This is a genomic window from Streptomyces sp. CoH27, assembly GCF_020181035.1.
GTDB lineage: Bacteria > Actinomycetota > Actinomycetes > Streptomycetales > Streptomycetaceae > Streptomyces > Streptomyces camelliae.
Genome location: NZ_JAIQYY010000055.1, coordinates 1 through 21281, shown reverse-complemented (window position 1 = coordinate 21281; position 21281 = coordinate 1). Strand labels below are relative to the sequence as shown.

Genomic DNA, 21281 nt, shown 5'->3' with positions numbered 1-21281 from the left:
CGACGGAACTCACCGCATAGCCTCAAAGAAGAGATCACCGAGTGGCCGTCGATACACCACTCCCGCGGACGTGACCAACGCTTCGCCAGTCACCGCGGTGGCCTTTGGGCGCGAGTACCGGAACGCATCCGGTCGAGGTTGAGCGCCCTGTGGCACCGCCCTGCACGACAGCCGACTATGACCGGCTCCTGGTCGTCTTGCGGATCGCTGACATGCCTGTGCTCACCCTCGCCGGGGCTGATCTTGCGAGAGGAAGCACATTATGACCACACTGGTCATCGGAGCCCGAGGTGGCGTCGGTCGCCATGTCGTCGACCAGCTGCTCGCTGTCGGCGAACCAGTTCGTGCCTCGGTGCGCGACCCGCGGGCTGGTGTCGATCTGCCGGCCGCGGCCGAAGTCGTGACCGCCGACCTCACCCGGCCCGACACGCTGCGCCCCGCACTCGACGGCGTGTGCAGGGTGTTTCTGTACGCCTCGGCGGCCCATGCCGAAGGCTTCGCCGCGGTGGCCGCCGAGGCGGGCCTTGAACGTGTCGTGCTGCTCTCCTCCGGCAGTGTTCTGCTGCCGGGCATGGAGCACAACGCGATCGCCCAGGAGCATCGTGCGGTAGAGGACGCGCTGTCAGCCGCCGGCCTGCCCTGGACACCGGTGCGGCCTTTGGTCCTGGCAAGTAACAGCCTGCGCTGGGCGGAGTCGATCGGGTCGAGCGGCACGGTGCGGCTGGTCCACCCCGACGCCGTGACGGCGCCGGTCCACGAACGCGATGTCGCCGCCGTCGCGGTCACGGCACTGGGCGTCGGCGCTGAGGCTGCGGTGGCGACCGATCTGTCGACCGCAGCCGTGCTGACAGGACCCGAACTGATTTCGCAGCGCCGCCAGGTGGAGCAGATCGGGCAGGTAATCGGCAGGACCCTGCGTATCGAGGAACTATCCCCGGACCAGGCCCGCGCGCACTACGGTCGCTTCTCCAACCCGGCCACTGTCGAGGCGATCTTGCAGTTCCTCGCCTTGGCCGCGACCGGCGGGTCGCCGTGTACGCCGACCGTGCGGCGTGTGCTGGACCGACCTGGCCACAGCTTTGAGCAGTGGGCCCGCGACCACGCAAAGGACTTCGGCTGAGGACCCACGGCCGCTGAACCCCCAGCTCGGTGGCCTGCAGCGGTCGACCTTCGCTGTCACAAACTGGCGTTGGTCAAGGATCAGTGGCAACCGGTCAAGGTCCGATGACACAGGACATCACGACACGGCCTTCGCGCAGATCCACTCTGTGACGGAGCAAAGGATCAGACGCAGGCCGCCTTCATCTCCGCTGAACTGCGAAAACGCTGATCAAGTTCTAGTCGCGTTCGATGCCGGACCATAAACGTCAAGCTGGACTTGACTCTGTCGGTGATCTTGGCGGAGAGGGTCAGGTGCCGAGTGTGCGCCAGGACTTGGACTGTGGGATCCCGTGCTGGTCCAGGTAGGTTTGGAAGGCGGTCGGAGGTCTTGGTGAGGGCGGCTCGGGTGCTGGCTGACCGCTGAGTCGTTCGATGTTGACGGCGATGGCCGTGAGGACGTGCTGCAGGTGTGCCTTCGGCTGTCCTCTGTAACGGCAGCGGCGCAATCCGTGTCCGTGGGCGAACTCGTTGACGGTGCCCTCGACTCCGGAGCGGACCGCGTAGCGGGCCTTCCACTCGGGCGTCTGCTGCTCGGCGCGGACGCGGACCTGGAGCTCGCGGAGTTCTCGCGGCGGGAAACCCACGTTCCTGGCGGGCGCCTTGGTGCACCGCGGCTTGTCCGGGCAGGGCTGGCACTGGCTCTTGGTGAACCGGGCGACGATCAAGGGTGCGCCGGCGAGCTCGGAGGTCGGGTAGGGGCCGTGCCAGCCGGCGCTGACCTGGCCGTTCGGGCAGGTGACCTGCTGGCGGGCGAAGTCAATGTGAAAGTCGTCCCGGCCGAAGCCCTCGCCCAGGCGGTGCTGGCGGGTGGGGTTGACCGTCAGCGGTCCGCTGACGGTGACCTGGTGTTCGCGTGCGGCTCGTTCCAGATGGACCAGCGAGGTGTAGCCGCCGTCGACCAGGTGCTCGGCGGGCAGCAGCCCACGCCGCGCCAGCCGGGCGTGGAGGCCAGGCAGCACCTGGGCGTCGCTCGTGGCGGCCGAGGTGGTGGCCACATCCGTGATCACGTTGACGCTGCCGGGGGCGCACGTCTCGGTGAGGTGGGCAGCGAACCCCTTCCAGCGGATGATGTGCCCATGGCGAACGTAGCGAGCGGTGGTGTCGTAGGGAGAGACGATCATCCCTGATGAGGGTGGCAGCCCGCCGTCCTTGGCGGTGCGCCAGTGCAAGCGGCCTCCCGCGTCACGGTAGTAGTTCTGCGCCATGATCTGACGCAGGGCCTCGGCCTGCGGGCCGGACTGGCAGCCCAGTCCGTGCCGGTGGAGGCGCTCCAGCAGCCGGCAGGCGTCGTCGCCGGTCGCGAGGATCCTGGTCTTGGGCCGGGTGGGGTTCTTGCCGAGACGGACCGGACGGCCGTAGCGCCGCCCCCACTCCTCGTCGACCAAGCCGACCAGCAGACGCCCGGCCGCGCGGGCCACTTCTTCCAGCGCGGCACGAACCGCCTCAGTGACCAGCTCCAGCCGGGTCAAGTCGCGCACTGCGGCCAGAACATGGGTGGAATCGGTGCGCTGCGTAGTGCGATCGCGTACGAGTCCGGCCTCTTTCAGACGGGCGAGCGCGAGGTCGAGTAGACGGTCAGCGCGGTCGTCCTGGGTGAGGCGCTCGCGGAAATCGGCCAACACACTGTGGTGGAAGCCGGGGTCGTCCAGTTCCATGGCCAGGGCGTACTTGAAATCGATGCGGCAACGGACCGCTTCCGCTGCCTGCCGGTCCGACAGGCCGAGCAGGAATTGCAGCACACAGACGGTGGCCAGCTGGGCGGGCGAGAGACCGGGGCGTCCATCGCGCGGGTACCAGCCCGCGAAGTCCTCGTCGTGCCACAGCCCGTCGAGGCGGTCTCTCACCCACATCGCCGTCGTACCACCCGGGTTGCTCGCCCGCGCGATCTGCACGGTCAGAGACGGGACTTGCTCACCGGAACGGGGACGGAGCGACAACGAGCACCTCGACAATTGCATCGGACTGCGGAACGGCCCCGAGCATGCCTGCTGATCACGCCGTCGCACCGGGAAACTCCAAGATCACCGACAGAGTCAAGGTGCCTGTACCTGAACCCATCATGACAAGTTGGCTGGGGCTCGGAGGGCGCGAGTGCGTCCTTGTGGCTGTTGGGGCCTCTCCGAGGCTGATCCTGCCTCAGGGCCGATACGCACTCTGCTCAGCGGGCGCCGAAGCGCTGGAGCTTTGCGGCAGCGACCCGGAGGCACGCCAGTCATCCTGGCAGGCTGAACCATGCTTGGTCCGCCCTGTTCAGGACGTAGAATTCCATGTCCGTCCAGTCGGCATCGATGGGGTCGTGGTTGCGAACTTGAATGCCCGACCATAGCCTCCCCCCGTTCTCGACGATGGTGTCTTCTCCCGTCTGCTCGTCTTCGATCTCGTCCGACATTTCTTGAGCGTACCAAGATACGTGGACGTCGCGATTGATAAGGAAGGCGTGGAATCCGATTTCGCCGAAGGGGTTTCCGTTGGGACTGGGGCTGGCGCCCTGGAGAACGATATTGTTGTCTTCCGGGCGGGCTGGCCCAAGGTGCGTGGCCGCCGCGGGCCAGCTCTTCATGGGAATGGTACCCGCAGATGTCCAGTTCGACGTTGTCAGGATCGAGTTGAACACTATGAGGCGGTTGCCTTCAAACGGCGTATTATGGGGGTCCAGGAGCATGGAGTAGGGGTCATTGGGATCGTTGTCGATGATATGCGGGCGGCCATTTCTTCCCGGGCACACACCCTGGTTCTCCGGGTTAGTGGTACCGGCGAAGAACATCGCGGCGCATGTCGAACACCGGAACCAATTGGTCTGACCGGGCAGCCATGGGCCGCTATGGGCCTTGGATACCATGTATTGCGTGCCGCCGGCAATGTGCGATCCACCCGCAGGGCAGAAGTTGGAAGGCCTACCGGCCCAGAATAGCTGCTGGCATTTCTTGCAGAAATGCCAATTCCCCTCAAATCCCGGATGGCCTGGATTGTCTTCGGCGAGCACGTAGTCGGTACTGGCGGATCCGTCATGGCCGGCGCGGAATCCCTCCGCGCTGGGACAGTTCCCCAGATTGGGGGCGTTGCCTATGAAGAAGAATCCTTGGCACCGGCTGCACCAGGACCACGGCCTCTGAACGTCAATCATTTCGCTCTTCCTTTCAATGTCGAAAATGAATCTCGGCAGGGCATCCATTTCGGGGCTCGTGTCTCCAGTACGCCTGTCCCCGCCCTGCCGCGTCATGTCCCGGAGGTTCGGGGCTTGACATCAGAGGAGGGCCCCATTGCGCAGCAGCCACCGAATCTGAACATCTGCGCTGACAGGCTGCGGAGAGCGCGTGACAAGTTGAGTCGGCTTTCTGTGCGCGTCAGTGGTGTGGACGGTGTTGCGCGTTCGCTCGCCTGCCATACGGTGCCCGTATGGGAAGGGACGGCGTTCCCGGTTGAGGCTGGTCGTGGTAGCTGACGACGACTCCGGTCCGCGGCTGTGTCGTGGGTGTGGTGGTCCGCTGGTGCCGTCAGCGAAGGTGCGGCGGTGTTCTGCTCTTCGGGCTGCCGCTCCAGGCACTGGCGGCAGATGCGGCGGACGCGGGCGAGGACCGAGGCGGTGCAGGCCGGTGTGACGGCCACCTGCCCGGAGTGCGGGACGTCGTGGACGGTCGGCGTCGACCGTCCTGCCTCGGCCGTGTACTGCTCTCCCCGCTGCCGCAGACGGGCCTGGCACAGGCGGCGCACTTGGCCGGGCAGGGTGTGAGGCCGCGCGTCCGGCGGGCATAGGTCCGCTCTGCGCGCCGGGGCCGCACGCCCCTTCCCGACGGCCTGAGGTGTCGGATGGTGCGAAGTGACGGTCTTCCAGGGCGAGTTGGCGGGATGGATGGGGTGCCGCACCTGGGCCCGTGGGGGTGGTGTCCGGATGCCCGCGATGATCGGCAGCGTGTCCCGGGAACGCTACGACGAACTGGTCAAGCTAGGACGGCTGACCGGCCTGAGCAACCCGAAGCTCATTCGCAAGTGCTCCGAACTGGAATCGGCAGACGGCACGGCCCCGGCAGCCGCCGTCCGCCACACCCTTCGGCTGCTGGCCAGACGGATCCAGCACCTCACCGAAGAGATCAACGACCTCACCGCAAGGATCACCGCTGCGATCACTGTCCGCGCACCAAAGTTTTTGGGCCGCTATGGCGTCGGCCCGGACACCGCGGCCGCGCTGCTGATAGCAGCCGGCGACAATCCCGACCGGATGGGCAGTGAGGCATCCTTCGCCGCGCTCTGCGGCGTCAGCCCGGTCGAGGCGTCCTCAGGCAAGACCCAGCGCCGAAGGCTCAACCGCGGTGGCGACCGCCAAGCCAACTCTGCCCTCTACGCCATCGTCCTGGCTCGCCTGCGCTGGGACACCTGCTGTCGGCGTACGAGCTGAAGTGGCCCTGGCAAGGCTTTCGTGAAGCCGGGGTATGCCACCGTGCGCCGGTGACGCTCCGTCACGGGTAGCGGGACCTTCGGCGAGTGTGATGACCTCGGACGAATTATGTCGCCGCACCTGGATGTGGTGCGGGTGGAACGAGTGTGGTTGTCGGGTGGTGTGGTCCGCATTGCTGCCCGTACCCGTGAGTTGATGATGGCGTGTCCGGATTGCCGGTGCGCGTCGGCGCGGGTGCACAGCCGATACTCCCGCACGCTGGCCGATGTCGCTGCCGGTGGCCGCCCGGTGCTGATCAGTCTGATGGTGCGGCGGTTGTTCTGTGACAGTGCGGACTGCGGTCGGCGGACGTTTGCCGAGCAGGCGGAGGGGCTGACGGTGCGCTATCAGCGTCGCAGTCCGCTGCTGCAGCATCTGGTCGAGATGGCCGGGGTGCTGCTCGCCGGCCGTGGCGGGGCCCGGCTTCTGCGCATTTTGAAGACGCCGTTGTCGCGGACGAGTGTGCTGTTCCAGTTGATGCGCATGGGACTTCCGCCGGTCGCGACACCGCGGGTGCTGGGCGTGGACGACTTCGCGTTGTACGCGGACGTCTACGGCACGCTGCTCGTGGATGCCGACACACGGCTGCCGATCGAGTTGTGGGCCGGGCGCGATGCCGACCAGCTGGCCTCCTGGCTGCGTGCGCATCCCGGCGTCGAGGTGGTGTGCCGGGACGGCTCGCTGGTCTACTGGCAGGGCATCACCGAGGGAGCCCCTGACGCGGTGCAGGTCAGCGACCGTTTTCACCTGTGGCAGGGGCTGTCGAAGCGGGTCTCGGACATCGCCGCGGCCCACCGCGACTGCCTGGCCGCCGCAGTACCTGAGCCTGAACCGGCCCACCGCCGTCGGACGAACTGCGCGAGGCGGCCGACACTCCCGCCGGCCGTCACGCGAAGCGACTGTTCGAGACCGTCCAGGGATACACCGGCACGGCCCGCAGTCTCAGCGCGATAGCCCGCGAACTCGGCTTGAACCGCCGCACCGTGGCCAAGTACGCACGCGCTGCCTGCTGGCAGGAGTGCGTACGGCGCACTCCGCCGCGCCGGTCCACGAGCCTCGACCCTTATCTGGAGTATCTGAGGCAGCGGTGGGAGGAAGGCGAGCACGCCGCCACCGTGCTGCACCAGGAGATTGCCGCCAAGGGGCTACCGCGGCCACTACCAACGGGTCAAGATGGCGATCGCGCCACTACGGCGCGGTCTGCCGATCGACACACCGCGCGAGCGGCCACCATCGCCCCGCCAGGTCGCCCGGTGGATCACCATCACACCGCCTTGGCGCGGACTGCACGCCACCGAGGCACTCCGTCGGCTGCTTGAACACTGTCCGGAGCTCGACCAAACCCACACACTGGTGAGGCAGTTCGCGGCCATGCTCGATGCCCGCGACGCCGTCCCGCTGCCGGCCTGACTCGACCAACTCGCGGCCTCAGCGGGCGGTTCGTGAGTCTTTGAGTCGACCTGCTGTCGCCTGATGGTGTGGCGGCAGGGCGGAATCTGCCGGTCCGCGGTTGTTGATCTGGTGATGTGATCGGGTGAGTGAACGCAAGCCGTATCCGAGTGACTTATCGGACGAGCAGTGGTCGTTGATCGAGCCGGTGATCATCGCGTGGAAGGACCGGCACCGCTCGGTCAGCGGCCACCAGGGCGCCCACGACATGCGGGAGATCGTGAACGCGATTCTCGACCAGGGGCGGACCGGCTGCCAGTGGGCCTGTCTCCCGCACGACCTGCCGCAGAAGAGCGCGACGTACTACTACTTCGCCGCCTGGCGGGACGACGGAACCGACCAGGTCATCCATGAACTCCTGCGCTGCCAGGTCCGTGAACGCGCCCGACGATGAGAGGACCCGACCCTGGTGGTCCTGGACACCCAGAGTGTCCATGCGGCCGCCGGGGTCCCCACCACCACGACCGGCCACGATCCCGCCAAGCGGGTGCCCGGCCGCAAACGCGGACTGGCCGTGGACGTCCTCGGCCTGGTCATCGCGGTCGTCGTCCTCGCCGCGAACACCCACGACAACGCCGCGGGCATCGTCCTGCTGGACCAGGTCGCCGAGCACACCGGCGGAACCGTCCGCAAAGCACTGGTCGACAAGGGCTTCAAGAACCAGGTCGTCGCGCACGGCGCCGGCCTGGGAATCGACGTCGAGTTCGTCGAACGCAACCCGCAGGAGACGGGGTTTGTTCCGCAGCCGAAGCGGGGGAGGGTCGAGCAGACCTACGGGATCCTGATACTGCACCGGCGCCTGGTCCGCGACTACGAGCACCGCCCCTCCTCCTCCGCCTCCCGCGTCTACTGGGCGATGACCCACGTCATGACCCGACGCCTCACCGGCGATAGCGTCCCCACCTGGCGCGCGGCGCAGACGGCGGCAGCGTGAACATCCAGCCCCTGCTCGATGCTCTGAACCTGCAAGAGGACGCCGCCCGGGCCCTGGCCGACGACCTCCGCGCACAGATCGACGACCTGCAGACCCGGTTGCGGGAGGCCGAGACGCATCTGGAGCACCTCACGATCACCCGCAAGACCGTCACCGGCCTCGCCGACCGGCTCCCCGCCTCCCCGCCGGAGCTGCCCGAGCACCCGGACTACCCCCGCATCCTCGCCGCCTTCAACCACGCGACCGGACCGCTACGGGCCAAGGACGTCTGCGAAGCCCTCGGCCACGAACTGCTGCCGAAGAACATCGAAGGCACCCGTGCCAAGCTGAAACGCCTCGTCAAACTCGGCATCCTCACCGAGGCCGACACCGGCAACTTCGTCAGGAAGCAATAGCCGACACAACCTCCACCAGCGGCCTTGCTCCCACCTCAACCAGAAACGGACATCACCTCACGACCCGCCCACTGAGCATTTCTCTCCGAAGGAGGCGGCCGACACCTACGCGCCGAGTACCTGACGCCGCACGTCCGGCTTCCATTCGACGTACTCGGCCTCCACTCCGCCCCGATGACGGGCGTAGAGGAAGCGGCCGGTTGCGCTGGTTGCCTCCTCCGTTGTGATCTCGGCGCCTGCCTCGTCCAGTGCCGCGCGCGCCTGGTCCAGGTCGGAGACAATCACTGTGGCCGTGGCGTGGGCATACCGAGCGCGTTCCTCGGCAGGTCCGGCGATGACCAGGAAGTCACCGATGGCGGCGAGCTCGATCTCATCGAAGGCGAAGTGCAAGTCCGCACGCGTTCCCGTCAGGCGCTCCAGCAGGGGGAGGGCCGCGCTCAGGTCGTCGGCCCAAAGGCGGGCGTACGTCTTGAGGATCATCGTTGCTCCAGGGTCCGTTCAGGCTGCCTTAGTCTCCAGCAGATACGGACTAACCGTAGGAGAGTATGCTCCGAACTGGAAGAACGCACCTTTCCGTGAGAGAGGCACCTCGTGGTAACCAAGCGCCCCGCCCGTGATCCGGCCGACACGGATCTCACCCGTGCCGACTCGCTGGCCCGTGAGGTCTTCGCGGGCGTGGCCAACAAATGGGCGTTGTTGCTCATCAACGTCCTGGCTGACCGCACCCTGCGGTTCACCGAGTTGCAGACACAGGTCGGAGGCATCAGTCACAAGATGCTGTCCCAGACACTGCGGCACCTCGAACGGGACGGGCTGGTCGACAGGACCGTTCATCCGGTGGTGCCGCCACGTGTCGAATACCGCCTCACCGAAGCCGGCCAGGCACTGCGCACCACGGTCAACGGTATGTGCGCCTGGACCCGCACCTATCTGGACCATATCGAGGAGGCTCGGCGCCGGTTCGACTCGGCCCGTGCGGTGTGACGTGACTGAAGGTGGGAACAGTCGGACCGGTCATGGCCGGGTCCGTGGCGAAGCAGGAGTTACGGCCGCGATTTCGACCAAACCCGCCATCGTGCCAGCAAGAAGGGCACACACCCCAGCATCGAAGGCACCCGCGCCAAGCTGAAACGCCTGGCCAAGCTCGGCATCCTCACCGAGATCGACACCGGCAGCTTCGCCAGGAAGCAGTAACCGAAAAGGCCATCGACCAGTAGTCCTGTCCCAACCTCACCTGGAAACAGACATAAAATCACGAACCGCCCTCTGAGATGCGCACGGTCGTCGCAGTAGACGAGTGGGACGCGCACTACGCGGCCGGCCGCAGGCCGTCGACCAGGCGGCTGCTCGTGAAGGTTTCTCACGCTCCGCGCGTTCCGCGACCACGGGCCTGGTCCTTGGCCCAGAACGCGGCAGCAAGCACTCGGCACCGGTCCACCACCACGGCGCCAACGGCAGTGCGACGATGCGCAGCATCAGGTCGGGCCTCCCTCGGCAGCTGGCACGCCGTTAGGCTGCCCCCCCATGCTGATCGGCTGGTGGATCCTCGTGCTCACCGCAATCTGCGGGAACCTCATGTTCTGGATGCGTCGCCTCGGCCGTGTCCGCCGCAGGTTCATGGCCGAGCACCCGACCGAGTGGGCTCGGATGAACAGTCGCCAACAGAGCAACCCGGGCCCGGAGTCCGGCCGGATACTCCTGTGGCACGCATTCACGTTCATCCTGCTGATCGCGCTCGGTGGGGTTGGGGCAGCCGGGATCTCCGGAAGGTTCTGATCGAACAGCCGGCCGCGCCGCCAGACCTTTGGGCCGAGGTGCAGGTCCGGATCGAAGAGCTTCCAGCAGCACGGCTGTGTCGGCCCGCCCCGGTAGGTGCCCGGCCGCCGCCGGCAGCAGGAGGTACGCGCCCCGGTCGGGGTCGGCGTCGCCTGGTGTAGACGCCAGGCCCGCACGTACAGGAAGTACCGCTATGGAGCCGGAAGAGGTCGCGGAACTGCGCACCATGTTCGTTTTCAGCCCTCCTCCCGGGCAGAGCTGGGGACTGACCTTCGAGGGGCTGGAAGCGCGGCTGCGCGAGCGGAATCCAGACACGTTCATCCGCGTCGACGACGAGGGAGACGGACCGGTCCGCGGGGCGTCCATGATCTTCGGGATCACTCTCGACGACGAGGCACTGGAAGGTTTTGCCAGCCTGGAACCCGAGGGTGTGTCCGTACTGGACTGCAACGCCCGCTTGGCAGCGCGCATTGCACTGTGGCTCCGGGACAACGTGGCACCAGCCGACATTCCGGTCATGTTCAACACAGAATGGGGCATCGAGGAAGGCCTGGAACGCGCGCTCGTCCCCGACGCCGCCCGCCCTCGGATCACCGCGGCCTTCGTCAAGCATATTGAGGAGACCGGGGGCCTCGACTGCCAAGAACGCGGTGGCCGAAACCCCGGATCCGCATAAGGCGGCGAGTGTACTCGCTACGCCGAGGGGATCCGGCGGCGCGCGTGAAAGGGTCGGCCTGTGAGCCTCGATTTCGTTGGTCGCGTGCTCGATCGAGCGGAGTGGTCCCGTCTCTGCGACTTCGCCGCGGCGACGCGGCGTCAGTCGCTATGGCGCCGCGCGGACTGGTCTTCCTGGGCCAGCCTGCGCAGCGCCAGCAGAGCCGGTTCCAGCAGCGTCGTCAGAACGACGGCGCGCTCGGCCATCTCCAGCGGGTCCGGCGCGCCTTCCAGCGCGTCCAGATCGAGGCGGGCCGTCTGCTCCGCGAGCCGCGCGTAGGGCAGCAGGACGGTCCAGTCGTGTGCGACGCCGAAATCCTGCAGGCTCGCCAAGGTATCGGCGAGTATGGCGCGTGCGGGGGAGCCCTTGTAGACCTGCCAGCCGAGCTCCCGCACCAGCGCTTCCACCGCACGGTCCTGCTCCCTCGGCTCCTGGAAGGGCACTTCCTGGGCCGGCGTCGCCGCCTGGTCGGCGGGCGGGATCACGCCGAGAGCCAGGCCGAGGACGAGGTGCGGGGTGGCCTGCTGCTGCGCAAGCGCGCCCAGCACCTGGCGCGTCGCCTCCACCGAGAGTCCTCGCACGCCGATCAGCGCCCGGATCAGCCGCAGCCGGCGCAGGTGCTGCTCGTCGTAGTCCGCCTGGTTCGGCGAGGTCAGCCGGCCGGCGGGGAGCAGCTCCTCCCGGATGTAGTACTTGATCGTGGGCACGGAGACCCCGCTCCGGCGGCTGAGTTCCGAGATGCGCATCGTGCTCGCTTCCCCTCGCCAATGGATAGCTCTACTATCTATCATGGATAGTGGAACTATCCGAAGTGCTGAAGCGATCCAGGAAGGCCACGGCCATGCCCACCATCCCTTGGACGACCCCGAATCAGCCCCAGCCCGGCACCACCGCTGCGCTCGTGATGGCCTCTCGCCTGGAGGTCCGCAGCCTGCGCGACGTGCCGCGCTTCTTCCTCCGCTCCCTCGCCGCCTGGAAGCAGGTCCGCCAAGCGCGCGGTGCCCTCGGCGCCTCGCTGGTCGCCCAGCCGCTACGGCGCACCTTCTGGACCCTCTCCGCCTGGGAGAGCACAGAGCACCTCAACGCGTACGCCGCCGACGAGCCGCACCGGACGGTCATGCGGGAGCTGCGCGCCACGATGCGGGAGTCCGTCTTCACCTTCTGGGAGGTCCCTCTCGCCGAACTGCCGATCTCCTGGGAGGACGCCAGGCGCCGACTGCTCGCGCAACAGGCGGCCCAAGGGCACGCGGCCGGCCAGAGTTGATGACGCACCGCCAAGTCAGCGCGGGCGTAGAGCTCCTGGGCCCGGCGGCGGCCGCGGCGGGATCGTTCGGGATGCTGTGCGAGGCGCCGATCAGCGCGCGGGCCCCATGAAGGGGCTGCCGACCGAGCCGGCGGCGTCAAGGGAAGTGCGGGAAGACGGTCAGCGCCTCGCCCCGACGACCGGCTGCGACCGCGATGTCACCGGTGGCGGTGAGGCCTCCGACTCTTCGCGGGTGTCTCCCGCCGTGCCGTAGATTGTCAGGGCGCGCTCGAGCAGATCGAGACCGCCATCGGCGGCTAGTACTCCAGCACAGCGGAACTTCGACGAACAGCCACGGATCCGCTGGTGTGGACGGTGCCGCTGGCCGATCCGCGAGGTGAAGCCCTAGACCCGCACCTAATGGTCCGGATTGCTCAACTCGCCAACTGAGGCGCTCAGTCACATGTGGCTGAGCCGAGGCGCGATAGGTGTCACCAAGGCAGGCGTGTTGTCACTTCGCGTCGGAGCCTGGCTGTGCCAGGGGCGCGGTTTTGGCAACGCCGGTGCAGGCCAGTCACTTCGTACCGCGCGATGTGTCGGGAGCTGATGGGAGACCGGACGCTGTCCCCGAAAGCCAGCACGGTGTCCCGGCGTTCACCGCCGTCGGTCACAGAGCAGTGGCGGCGCGGACCAGCCCCGCGACCGCCGTTGAGCGGCTGTGTGGGGGCCAGGCGATGACCGTGGTGACGTGGGGGGCGTCGGGGACCGGTACGGCGGTGAGGTCCTCGCGCAGGCCGGTGCGGCCTGACTCCGGGACGACCGCGCAGGCGCGGCCGAGGGCGATGAGTTGGGTGAGTTGCGTGTGGTCGCGCACCTGCGGTCCGGGGCCGTCCGGGAAGGTGCCGTCAGGGCGGGGCCAGCGGGGCAGGGGCAGGTCGGGAAGGTCGGTGACATCGGCGAGCCGCACGTGGGGGCGGGCGCTGAGAGGGTGGCCCGCCGGGAGGATCGCGACTTGTCCCTCGGTGTGCAGGTCCTCGGTGTCGAAGCCGGCCGTGTCGTCGAATGGCCGATGCAGCAGGGCTACGTCGGCCCGGCCGTCGTGCAGCAACCGTGCCTGCTCGCCCGGTCCGCACAGCACGACGTCCACGGTGACGGCGCCGGGCTCGGCGGCGTAGGCGTCGAGCAGTTTCGCAAGAAGTTCACCGGAGGCGCCCGCCTTCGCGGCCAGGACCACGGCGGGGCGGCCGGTCGCGGCGAGGGCGGCCCGGCGGGTGCGCCGTTCGGCGGCCTCGACGGCGTCCAGCGCCGCCCGCGCCTCCCGCAGCAGCACCGCCCCTGCCCCGGTCAGGGCGACACCCCGGCTGCCGCGCTCCAGCAGGAGGGTGCCCAGGCGCCGTTCGAGCCCGCTGATCGCCCGCGACAGCGGGGGTTGGGCGATCCCGAGCCGCCGCGCGGCCCGGCCGAAGTGCAGCTCTTCGGCGACCGCGACGAAGTACCGCAGCTCACGTGTCTCCACCCAGCCAGGCTAACCGAGCCGGCCAGGATCGATACCCGGGCGGTATCGCCGTCCACCCAGTCGGTCTTGGACGCCCTGCCCGGCGGGGGAGAAGTATCGATGTCATGAGTGAGACGAACACCGTGAACTACCACAAGGTCGCGCTGGTGACCGGGGCCAACAAGGGCATCGGGTACGAGATCGCCGCCGGGCTCGGCGCCCTCGGCTGGTCCGTCGGAATCGGCGCGCGGAACGAGGAACGGCGCGAGGCCGCTGTGGACAAGCTGCGCGCGGCCGGAGCCGACGCGTTCGGCGTGCCGCTGGATGTGACCGACGACGCGAGCGTGACAGCAGCGGCTCGGCTGATGGAGGATCGGACCGGGCGGCTCGACGCGCTCATCAACAATGCGGGGATCACCGGCGGCGGACCGCAGGAGCCCACCACGGTCGACGTGAACCGGGTACGGGCGGCCGTGGAGACCAACGTGATCGGCGTCATCCGCGTCACCAACGCCCTGCTGCCGCTGCTGCGCCGCTCGCCGTCGCCGCGGATCGTAAACGTCTCCAGCAGCGTCGGCTCCCTCACGCTCCAGACCACGCCCGGCGCCGAGACGGGCCCCATCGCCGTCGCCTACGCTCCGTCGAAGACGTTCCTCAACGCAGTTACCGTGCAGTACGCCAAGGAACTGGCCGACACGCACATTCTGATCAACGCTGTCTGCCCCGGCTTCACGGCGACCGACCTCAACGGCTTCCGGGGAGTGCGCACCCCTCAGCAGGGCGCAGCCGCAGCGATCCGGCTGGCCACCGTACCGGACGACGGGCCGACGGGCCGCTTCTTCGACGACGAGGGAGAGGTGCCCTGGTGACGCGCTTCCGGTTCGCGCCACCCCGGGGAGATGGCGCACGCGCGTCCTCGTGACCGGCGCTGTCACGCCATGTCGGTACGGCCGCCGGGCCCGAGCCGCCGGCCGGGGGACCACGAGGTGGGGGATCGAAAGGCACGAGTGTCTGTGACAAGTAGCCTGCCTTCCAGGTGACAACCAGGCTGTTTCGGCTGGGCCCTTCTGCCAGCTCATTCGGCCCCGCCGGTGACAACTATCGAGCCTGGGCACGGTGGCTGAGCGCGCCGGTTGGCCGCTGTGTACTTCAGTTGGCCGCATCTGCGCTCAGAGGCCGTAGTGCACGAGATCAGCCCGCGCTGCTGCAAACCACTCAGCCGGGGGAAGTGCAATCCAGACATCCGGTTGTCCAGACAGCGTGGTGTCGGTGGGGAATCTGCGGTGTGTCGGGCCCTGTTTCGGACACATGGGCGTCAACGCCATGTGTGGGTGGTCTTGGCCCGGTGTGTCTCGGCCCGAATGATCTGAGTGACATCAGGCGGACGCTTTCTGGGCTCGCGGGGAAGTTCTTGGCGCGCGTCGAGGAAGGCAGACGCCGTGGCGATTGCTGTGAGCCGTCCCTCGGGGCGGCTTGCGAGACAACCCACAGGAGTGAGTGTGTCGAAGTGTCGTAAGGCCCTTGTGGCGGCTGCGGTCGTGTTGGCTGCGGGACTGGCAGGCAGTGCTCCGGCTCAGGCGAGCAGCGCGCGTGCCGCTGGCCCTTCTTTCAGGCTCGTCGATGAGGGGACCGGCGACTGGGCGAAGAACTTCCCTCCCGGGGGGACGCGGCCTCCGTTCGCGACGGGCATCGTCCTCGACCAGGGCTTCGCATCCATCTACGAGAGGTGGAACGTCACTCGGTACGAGGACGGGTATGCCATCCGGGACGTCGGGACTGGCTTTTGGGCCACGGACCGGGGCGGGCAGGTGCTCGGCACCTCGGAATTCGACCCCGGCACCTCGGTCTGGTCGGTCGAGCGGGCAGGCGGCGGGGTCTTCATCATCAAAAAGCCGGGTCAGGACTTGGTGTGGACCGAGGTCGACAATCACGTCGAGCTGAAGCCCGCCGACGGATCGCCTGCTCAGCACTGGAGGTTCGAACCGGTCGACGGCTGACGCCTGTCGCACGGGGCGGACCCCGGGGGCACGTCCCGATCTGAAGTGGCCCCCGGTCTGCGCCACGTTGAGTTCGTGGGAAGCCGGTCCCCCGTCCGCGATTCGCGGACGGGGGACCTTGAAGTTGGCCGGAGCATCCAATTGGAGGGTGCGATCGCAGCGCTCGCGGGCACGGCGGACTGGGCCAGTGAGCGGTCGAGTTGGCTGGCTGAGCGTTCGGCGTTCGGCACGCTTTTGACATGCTGGCACCCGTCCTACCCTCTGGCCATGCCTTGGACAACGCTGGCCAGTGCCGTAGTCGGCGCGTTGATCGCGACCGCTTCCGCCGCGTTACTCGACCGTAGTAGTTGGCGGCGGGAGCAGGATGACCGCCTCATCAGCGCACGACGTCTCCTGTACAGCGAGTACCTCGCGTGCCTCTCCCAGGCCCGCAACGACTTCCGTAGCCTGGCGCGCAACCAGACCGTGGGCCCGATCGAACGAGAGCGCTCCGCCCGCGACAGCTTCGCTCCGTGCTACGGCGTGCGCTACCAGATGTCGATCACGGCCGCGTCGAACGTATTCGTCGCCTCCGAGGACGCTTTTCGCCGACTACGTGACGTGCGGGATCTCGCCGCGGCCGGCACCCTCGCTGGGGACGAGGCGTACTCGGGTGGCCGCGCCGAGTACGAGGCTGCACTCACTCGACTTCGTGACGCCATGCGCCTCGATCTCGGAGCCGACCGGGAACCCACGGTGGCCAGGTGAGGTGCTCAACTGGCCAACCGGGCCACTCAGTCACAGGTGTGGCTGAGCGCTCAGATGGCGGTTGATCACCTCAGGTGACGGGGTGGTTCGGCGGAGGCCAGCCACCGCCAGCGTCGACGCTCCGTGACGAGGGTGATGACGGCCATCAGGGTCACGGGGCCGGCCGCCCATGCAGGCCAGGCCAGCCACGAGGAAGCCACGGCCGCGGCGAGCTGGAGAAGCACCAGAAGGATTGTGACCCAGCCCGGTACTGCGATGATCACGTTCACCTTGTCACCCGGGGTGGAGAAGCACGTGGGAAGGCCGATCAGGAGCACCACGGACAGGGCGGCAAGCAGCCACGAGTGGTCGGCCAGCGCCCAGGGAGTCGCCACCCAGGCGACGAGTTCCACCGCGAAGCGCAAAATGGACGCGGTGCGGTCGTCGGGTCGTGCCGAAATCGTTTCCCCAGCAGCGTCGGTCACCTGCGGACGATCTCACGATCCGCGCCCAACGGCCAAGAGCCGGGGCGCCGTTGTCTGCCCCGCACGCTTCCTCCCGGCCGCGTACAGCCGGGGACCGACAGGCCACCGCGTGATCCGGTCGGCGCAATCCGCCAGCTGAAGCGCGCAGCCACATGTGCCCGTGCCCGCCAGTAGTGAGCGCGGCACGGTCCTGCCTTCAAGCGCGGTTGACGGCTCCGCGCTGGCGGCAGCCCGGTACCTCCGGAGGGCGGGGCCTGCACTCGGCTGTGATCGCCGGCGACGACCGCAAGGTCAGGATCTGGGACATGCGCGGCAACCGCCTCATCTGGTGTGCATCCTGGCGGAGTTCACCGCCAAGGTGCGCGCCGCCGTGTACAACCGCGTCGGCATCCTTCGGGCCGCAGCTGGCCGGGACTCCACCATCCATACCTGGAACACGGCCGACTACCAGCCCATCGCGACCTTGACCGGTCACCAGAACATGATCGAATGCCCCGCCTTCAACCCGACCGCAATCAGGTTGCCGGCGCCGCCGTCGACGGAACCGCCCCCTCTGGGACCTCACCCCGAGGGCGGGCCGCACGCAGGTGTGGTGGGACACACTCCGTGCTTCGGCCCCACGGACCCTCGTTCCCGAGGACCACGGCTCGGGAGCGGCTGTGGAAGTCGATTCCGCCCGTCAACCAGACCATGGCGCTCCCGGTCGCCCAGCCGATTCGGACAGGGTACGCCCGCTGCTCGACTGCCCAGCGATCAGGTATTCCTCGGCGCAGGCGGTCGGACCGGGGATCGCAGCAGATCGTGGTTTCAAGGGACCAGAGAGTCGCCGCACCGCAACGCCAATGTGCCGCACATGCATCCGACCACCAGAAACTGCTCGGCGGCTGTCACGGACAGCACCTCGGAGTTGATCCACAGGTGGCCGAGGTGCTCCAGCGAGCATGGAGTGACATTGGATAATCTGGGATACATGGCACTTTCGCGTCGAGGTGTTGTCGCTGAGGCCGGTTCCAGTGCTTTGGGATACGGCCGCCCATCATTTGGTGTTCGTCGAGGGACGTAAGGCGGCAGGTTTCCCCAATGACGCGGACGCCCCGCCGGAGTTGTTTCCGGCGGGGCGTTTGGCCGTCTTGACGGCAGTAGTTGACGGCAACGTCAGCGGACGGCTATTGCACAAAGCGGTGGGTTGTAGCTGTCGTCAGGACCGGTGGTGGCCTCGGAGGGCTTGCCGAGGGTGCGGCCGAGGAGGTCGATTGCCTGGCGCTGGAGGCGGAGGCGGACGTGGGCGTAGACGGTGGCCGTGACGCCGATGTGTGCGTGCCCGAGGAGTTCCTTGATGACGACGAGTTCGACGCCCTGTTCCAGGAGGAGGGTCGCGGTCGAGTGCCTCAGGTAGTGGGAGCGGATCTGGCGGAGGTGGGCGCGGCGGAGGAGCGCGTTGAAGTGGCGGGTGAGGGTGGCGGGCTCGATGGGATGGCCATCGGGCCGGGTGAAGACGTGGCCGTTGTCCACCCAGCCCGCGCCGGGTTTCACCTTCTCGTGGGCCTGCAGACCGGGAAGCCGGTCCCGGAGGTGGCCGAGGATCTGGGCATCCATCCCGGGACGCTGCACAGTTGGGTGTCGCGGGCTCGGCGTAACGGGTCACCGTCGTCGGACCGGCCGGTGGCCGAGCCGTCGGGTGGCCGACTGCGGGAGAGTGAGCGGGCGGAGCTGGAGCGGCTGCGGGCCGAGGCCAGGGAGACGGACAAGCGCATCCGCGAGCTGGAGATGGAACGTGATGTGTGCAAGCGATTGGTGGCCTTGTGGGTGAAGTAGCTGACGTGGACCCGGCCCGAGCGCCAGCGCGGGCGTGAGACCCCGTTGAGTGGGCGATTGGCCATGGCATTCCGGTTACCCAGAGCAGTTGATCAGGAACGGTCCGCCGAAAATGTCGTGCAGTTCGAGCCGTAGACGCGACCGTCTAGGTGGTTCGGCGTGGACGTGTCGTAGGAGCCCTGGAGGTCGACTGTCAGATAGCCCGGCGGCTGGTTGATCCAATGCGTGGCCCGCAGTGTCAGCACACCGTTCTGGACGGTGCCCGCCATCGCGAATGAGCCGCGTGGCACCTGGGGGTTGGAAGGCGCCGGATAGAACGCGAACACGGCGTCCGCAGTGCCGTCGTCGTGCTCCTCGATAGTGAGCACCAGGCCCGTGATGCCCTGGTTGCACACATAGCTGCCGTTCCACTGGCCTGTCAGCCCGCTCACGTTCGCGACGGGCGAGGACGGGCTGCTGCCGACCGGGGTGCTGGCGGGTGAGGTCGGGGTGTTGTCGACCGGGGTGCTGGCGGGTGAGGTCGGGGTGTTGTCGATCGGAGTGCTGGCGGGTGAGGACGGGCTGTCCAACGGGGTCGGGCTGTCGTAGTAGGGCGACGAGCCCGAGGACGAGTTCCGGGAGTCCGAGCCGGACCTGTAAATGCCGCGCAGGGCGTCCGCCTGCCACGCCACTAGCCCGATCGCCAGCACCGTGGCGAGAACGGAGCCGATTACGGCCACGCGACGTCTGCGGGAGGAGCCCCCGGAGGGTCCGCCGGGCTTCCCCGGCACCGGAGTCGGCAGCATGCCGGGCAGCGAGGTTCCGGGCGGAGGAGTGTTCGCCCCCGCACCGCTCCCCGCCGCGTCCGACACCAACGCGGTGGGCGTATAAGCGGGCGGTGGGGTCGCGAGAACCGGTCCTGTCATGGTGGGCGCCTGGTGGGCCGGAGTGGAGGAAGCGACGGGTCCCGGATGTGGCGGCGTACTGACCGGCGGATGCCCGCCGTCCGCGGCCCCGTGCGTTTCGGGCGGGGTCCCAGCCGAGGGCGTTTCTGGCACAGTCGCCGCCTCCCCCTCTCCTGCCCAGTCCCAGGCTTCCCTGACCGTCGAGGCCACCGTCGGGGGGAGCCAGGACGCGCTCGTGAACAAGAGCGTCGTATGTGCCGCGCCCGCCGCGTCCGTGAGTTCCGAGAGGAGAGCGTCCACGGACGGCCGGTCCTCGGGGGGCTTGGCCAGGCAGCGCGCGACCAACCCGCGTACCTTCTCGGGCACCGCGTCCAGGTCGGGCTCGCCGTGGACGATGCGGTACATCAGACCCTGTGCCGACCCGGTACCGAAGGGACCGGAGCCCGACGCGGTGAACGCGAGGACCGCGCCCAGCGCGAACACGTCGCTCGCCGGTCCGACGGGTTCGCCGGTGAGCTGCTCCGGCGACATGAACCCGGGTGTTCCGATCACCACCCCGGTACGGGTGATCGCACTCGCCTCAGTCGCCGTCGAGATGCCGAAGTCGATGACGCGGGGACCGTCGGCGGCGAGCAGCACGTTCGACGGCTTCAGATCGCGGTGCACGAGCCCGGCTGCGTGGATCGCCTCCAGCGCCTCGGCGAGCCCGGCCGCCAGCGCCGCCACCTGGCCTGCTTGCCAGGCCCCGTGCCGGACGACGGCGGTGTCCAGCGAGATACCCGGCACATAGGCGGTGGCCAGCCACGGAGGGTCCGCCTCCGGGTCCGCGTCCACCACGCCAGCCGTGAACACACCGTTCACCCGGCGGGCAGCAGCGACCTCTCGTGCGAACCGCTGCCGGAACTCGCGGTCCTCGGCGAGCTCGGACCGTACGACCTTCACTGCGACCGCCCGGCCTCCCTTCGAGCGGGCAAGAAAGACCCGCCCCATGCCGCCGGCCCCCAGCCGGGCCACTACCCGGTAGGGCCCCACCCGGTCGGGGTCTCCCACCCCCAGCGCACGCAAAGTCTCCATAAGACCCCCCAAGGTCTGACACGTCTCCCCACGCAGGGTCACATCATGACGACGGTAAGCGCTTGCGGGAGTGGCTAATTGGCGGATCTGATAGCGCGCTGACGAGTTCGCCCCCGCCCCGGCGGCCCCATCACCGCACCGGCAGTGGATTCCCCTACCCGCACCTCGTTTTCTCGTGCGGGATCGCCGCCATAGAGATGGAACGCTGCGGCCGCTATCGCGACGCGTTCGGCCTGTGCACCAGGTTGCGGGCTTCGGGGGCGCGTACAGCGGCGCTGCGCCAGCGACGACCCGACCGCGCCCGCGAGTCGCGACGTGCCCGCCTGGTGGTTCGGACTATCCAACCTTCAGGCAGAACGCCGCCGGGAGGAACGCAGTGGCAGCGGGCGCAACGCGTCCAGGTCCGTGTCCGAGAAGGTCACCACGCGCCCCTTCTTGCTGTGTGGCAACCTGCTGATATTCCGCCGCAGTCACCGCTCGCTGACCCGAAGCCGCTCGGCGGCCTCGGGATAGGTGTGACGGTTCGCTCGGCCGCCTCCTGCTGGTAGCTTGTCGTGCCCGGCCGCCGCACCTGAGCGGACACCGCGGACGACACCACGCGCTGAGCCGGTCGAACTGGCGGCGCCGACGCCAAGCAGTCGCCCGCCGCTGTCACTACCTGCGGCGTTGTCGCACGATCGAGGGGCGGTCTCCGTGAGAC

The 21281-nt window shown here is 68.2% G+C and carries 18 protein-coding genes and 3 pseudogenes; 13 read left to right on the top strand and 8 right to left on the bottom strand.

Annotation, left to right across the window (positions count from 1 at the left end):
* Nucleotides 1-262: 262 nt before the first annotated feature.
* A complete protein-coding gene (locus tag LE548_RS43135) occupies nt 263-1120 on the top strand; it encodes an NAD(P)H-binding protein (RefSeq protein WP_225102519.1) in 858 nt (285 codons plus the stop codon).
* 289 nt (nt 1121-1409) lie between these two features.
* On the opposite strand, the gene LE548_RS43130 is transcribed toward LE548_RS43135, so the two are convergent.
* Nucleotides 1410-3053 (bottom strand): IS1182 family transposase, encoded by a 1644-nt coding sequence (locus LE548_RS43130; RefSeq protein ID WP_225102518.1) that lies wholly within the window; start codon nt 3051-3053, stop codon nt 1410-1412.
* A 320-nt stretch (nt 3054-3373) separates the two neighbouring features.
* Nucleotides 3374-4333 (bottom strand): hypothetical protein, encoded by a 960-nt coding sequence (locus LE548_RS43125; RefSeq protein ID WP_225102517.1) that lies wholly within the window; start codon nt 4331-4333, stop codon nt 3374-3376.
* 780 nt (nt 4334-5113) lie between these two features.
* On the opposite strand from LE548_RS43125, the pseudogene LE548_RS46870 reads away from it, so the two are divergent.
* The 4 genes and pseudogenes from LE548_RS46870 to LE548_RS43105 all read left to right on the top strand — a co-directional run.
* Nucleotides 5114-5530 (top strand): annotated as a pseudogene (locus LE548_RS46870) (transposase); the annotation flags it as partial.
* Between the two features lie 132 nt (nt 5531-5662).
* Nucleotides 5663-6547 (top strand): ISL3 family transposase, encoded by an 885-nt coding sequence (locus tag LE548_RS43115; protein ID WP_225102516.1) that lies wholly within the window; start codon nt 5663-5665, stop codon nt 6545-6547.
* Between the two features lie 580 nt (nt 6548-7127).
* Nucleotides 7128-7976, top strand: a pseudogene (locus tag LE548_RS43110) (IS5 family transposase).
* Nucleotides 7973-8371, top strand: coding sequence for a hypothetical protein (locus tag LE548_RS43105; RefSeq protein WP_225102515.1), 399 nt, complete (start codon nt 7973-7975; stop codon nt 8369-8371). The pseudogene LE548_RS43110 and the gene LE548_RS43105 overlap by 4 nt, the downstream one beginning before the upstream one ends.
* A 105-nt stretch (nt 8372-8476) precedes the next feature.
* Here LE548_RS43105 and LE548_RS43100 read toward each other — a convergent pair whose 3' ends face one another.
* Nucleotides 8477-8851, bottom strand: a complete 375-nt coding sequence (locus tag LE548_RS43100; protein WP_225102514.1) for a VOC family protein — start codon at nt 8849-8851, stop codon at nt 8477-8479.
* A gap of 111 nt (nt 8852-8962) precedes the next feature.
* Here LE548_RS43100 and LE548_RS43095 point away from each other — a divergent pair, with 111 nt between their 5' ends.
* The 3 genes from LE548_RS43095 (at nt 8963) to LE548_RS43085 (ending at nt 10823) form a co-directional block, all read left to right on the top strand.
* Nucleotides 8963-9355, top strand: coding sequence for a helix-turn-helix domain-containing protein (locus tag LE548_RS43095; RefSeq protein ID WP_225102513.1), 393 nt, complete (start codon nt 8963-8965; stop codon nt 9353-9355).
* 540 nt (nt 9356-9895) lie between these two features.
* Nucleotides 9896-10147 (top strand): hypothetical protein, encoded by a 252-nt coding sequence (locus tag LE548_RS43090; protein WP_225102512.1) that lies wholly within the window; start codon nt 9896-9898, stop codon nt 10145-10147.
* A gap of 193 nt (nt 10148-10340) precedes the next feature.
* A complete protein-coding gene (locus tag LE548_RS43085; protein WP_225102511.1) occupies nt 10341-10823 on the top strand; it encodes a hypothetical protein in 483 nt (160 codons plus the stop codon).
* 140 nt (nt 10824-10963) lie between these two features.
* On the opposite strand, the gene LE548_RS43080 is transcribed toward LE548_RS43085, so the two are convergent.
* Nucleotides 10964-11608, bottom strand: a complete 645-nt coding sequence (locus LE548_RS43080; RefSeq protein WP_225102510.1) for a MerR family transcriptional regulator — start codon at nt 11606-11608, stop codon at nt 10964-10966.
* A 95-nt stretch (nt 11609-11703) separates the two neighbouring features.
* On the opposite strand from LE548_RS43080, the gene LE548_RS43075 reads away from it, so the two are divergent.
* Nucleotides 11704-12126, top strand: a complete 423-nt coding sequence (locus tag LE548_RS43075; protein ID WP_225102509.1) for a monooxygenase family protein — start codon at nt 11704-11706, stop codon at nt 12124-12126.
* A gap of 646 nt (nt 12127-12772) precedes the next feature.
* Here LE548_RS43075 and LE548_RS43070 read toward each other — a convergent pair.
* Nucleotides 12773-13621 carry a LysR family transcriptional regulator gene (locus LE548_RS43070; RefSeq protein WP_225102508.1) on the bottom strand — a complete coding sequence of 283 codons (849 nt, stop codon included), beginning with the start codon at nt 13619-13621 and terminating at the stop codon, nt 12773-12775.
* Nucleotides 13622-13725: 104 nt separating this feature from the next.
* On the opposite strand from LE548_RS43070, the gene LE548_RS43065 reads away from it, so the two are divergent.
* The 3 genes from LE548_RS43065 to LE548_RS43055 all read left to right on the top strand — a co-directional run bounded on the left by LE548_RS43065 (nt 13726) and on the right by LE548_RS43055 (nt 16344).
* Nucleotides 13726-14469, top strand: coding sequence for an SDR family oxidoreductase (locus LE548_RS43065; RefSeq protein ID WP_225102507.1), 744 nt, complete (start codon nt 13726-13728; stop codon nt 14467-14469).
* Nucleotides 14470-15099: 630 nt separating this feature from the next.
* Complete coding sequence (locus LE548_RS43060) at nt 15100-15597, top strand: hypothetical protein (protein WP_225102506.1); 498 nt, start codon at nt 15100-15102, stop codon at nt 15595-15597.
* A 267-nt stretch (nt 15598-15864) separates the two neighbouring features.
* The gene (locus LE548_RS43055; protein WP_225102505.1) at nt 15865-16344 is read left to right on the top strand and encodes a hypothetical protein; all 480 of its coding nucleotides are present in this window, start codon (nt 15865-15867) and stop codon (nt 16342-16344) included.
* Nucleotides 16345-16409: 65 nt separating this feature from the next.
* Here the strand turns inward: LE548_RS43055 and LE548_RS43050 are convergent, their stop codons facing one another.
* On the bottom strand, nt 16410-16808 hold the full coding sequence (locus LE548_RS43050) for a hypothetical protein (protein ID WP_225102504.1): 399 nt from the start codon (nt 16806-16808) through the stop codon (nt 16410-16412).
* Nucleotides 16809-17963: 1155 nt separating this feature from the next.
* A pseudogene (locus tag LE548_RS43045) lies at nt 17964-18356 on the bottom strand (tyrosine-type recombinase/integrase); the annotation flags it as partial.
* Here LE548_RS43045 and LE548_RS43040 point away from each other — a divergent pair.
* A complete protein-coding gene (locus tag LE548_RS43040; protein WP_225102503.1) occupies nt 18282-18623 on the top strand; it encodes a transposase in 342 nt (113 codons plus the stop codon). The pseudogene LE548_RS43045 and the gene LE548_RS43040 overlap by 75 nt on opposite strands.
* 92 nt (nt 18624-18715) lie before the next feature.
* Here LE548_RS43040 and LE548_RS43035 read toward each other — a convergent pair whose 3' ends face one another.
* Nucleotides 18716-20581 (bottom strand): serine/threonine-protein kinase, encoded by a 1866-nt coding sequence (locus tag LE548_RS43035; protein ID WP_225102502.1) that lies wholly within the window; start codon nt 20579-20581, stop codon nt 18716-18718.
* Nucleotides 20582-21281 lie beyond the last annotated feature (700 nt).

What these genes read in the sequence shown, in the direction of transcription:
- LE548_RS43040 (WP_225102503.1), top strand. Translation starts at nt 18,282, where the DNA reads ATGGCCATCGGGCCGGGTGAAGACGTGGCCGTTGTCCACCCAGCCCGC.
- LE548_RS43115 (WP_225102516.1), top strand. Translation starts at nt 5,663, where the DNA reads ATGTCGCCGCACCTGGATGTGGTGCGGGTGGAACGAGTGTGGTTGTCG.
- LE548_RS43055 (WP_225102505.1), top strand. Translation starts at nt 15,865, where the DNA reads ATGCCTTGGACAACGCTGGCCAGTGCCGTAGTCGGCGCGTTGATCGCG.
- LE548_RS43075 (WP_225102509.1), top strand. Translation starts at nt 11,704, where the DNA reads ATGCCCACCATCCCTTGGACGACCCCGAATCAGCCCCAGCCCGGCACC.
- LE548_RS43085 (WP_225102511.1), top strand. Translation starts at nt 10,341, where the DNA reads ATGGAGCCGGAAGAGGTCGCGGAACTGCGCACCATGTTCGTTTTCAGC.
- LE548_RS43125 (WP_225102517.1), bottom strand. Translation starts at nt 4,333, where the DNA reads ATGGATGCCCTGCCGAGATTCATTTTCGACATTGAAAGGAAGAGCGAA.
- LE548_RS43135 (WP_225102519.1), top strand. Translation starts at nt 263, where the DNA reads ATGACCACACTGGTCATCGGAGCCCGAGGTGGCGTCGGTCGCCATGTC.
- LE548_RS43100 (WP_225102514.1), bottom strand. Translation starts at nt 8,851, where the DNA reads ATGATCCTCAAGACGTACGCCCGCCTTTGGGCCGACGACCTGAGCGCG.
- LE548_RS43065 (WP_225102507.1), top strand. Translation starts at nt 13,726, where the DNA reads ATGAGTGAGACGAACACCGTGAACTACCACAAGGTCGCGCTGGTGACC.
- LE548_RS43035 (WP_225102502.1), bottom strand. Translation starts at nt 20,581, where the DNA reads ATGGAGACTTTGCGTGCGCTGGGGGTGGGAGACCCCGACCGGGTGGGG.
- LE548_RS43080 (WP_225102510.1), bottom strand. Translation starts at nt 11,608, where the DNA reads ATGCGCATCTCGGAACTCAGCCGCCGGAGCGGGGTCTCCGTGCCCACG.
- LE548_RS43090 (WP_225102512.1), top strand. Translation starts at nt 9,896, where the DNA reads ATGCTGATCGGCTGGTGGATCCTCGTGCTCACCGCAATCTGCGGGAAC.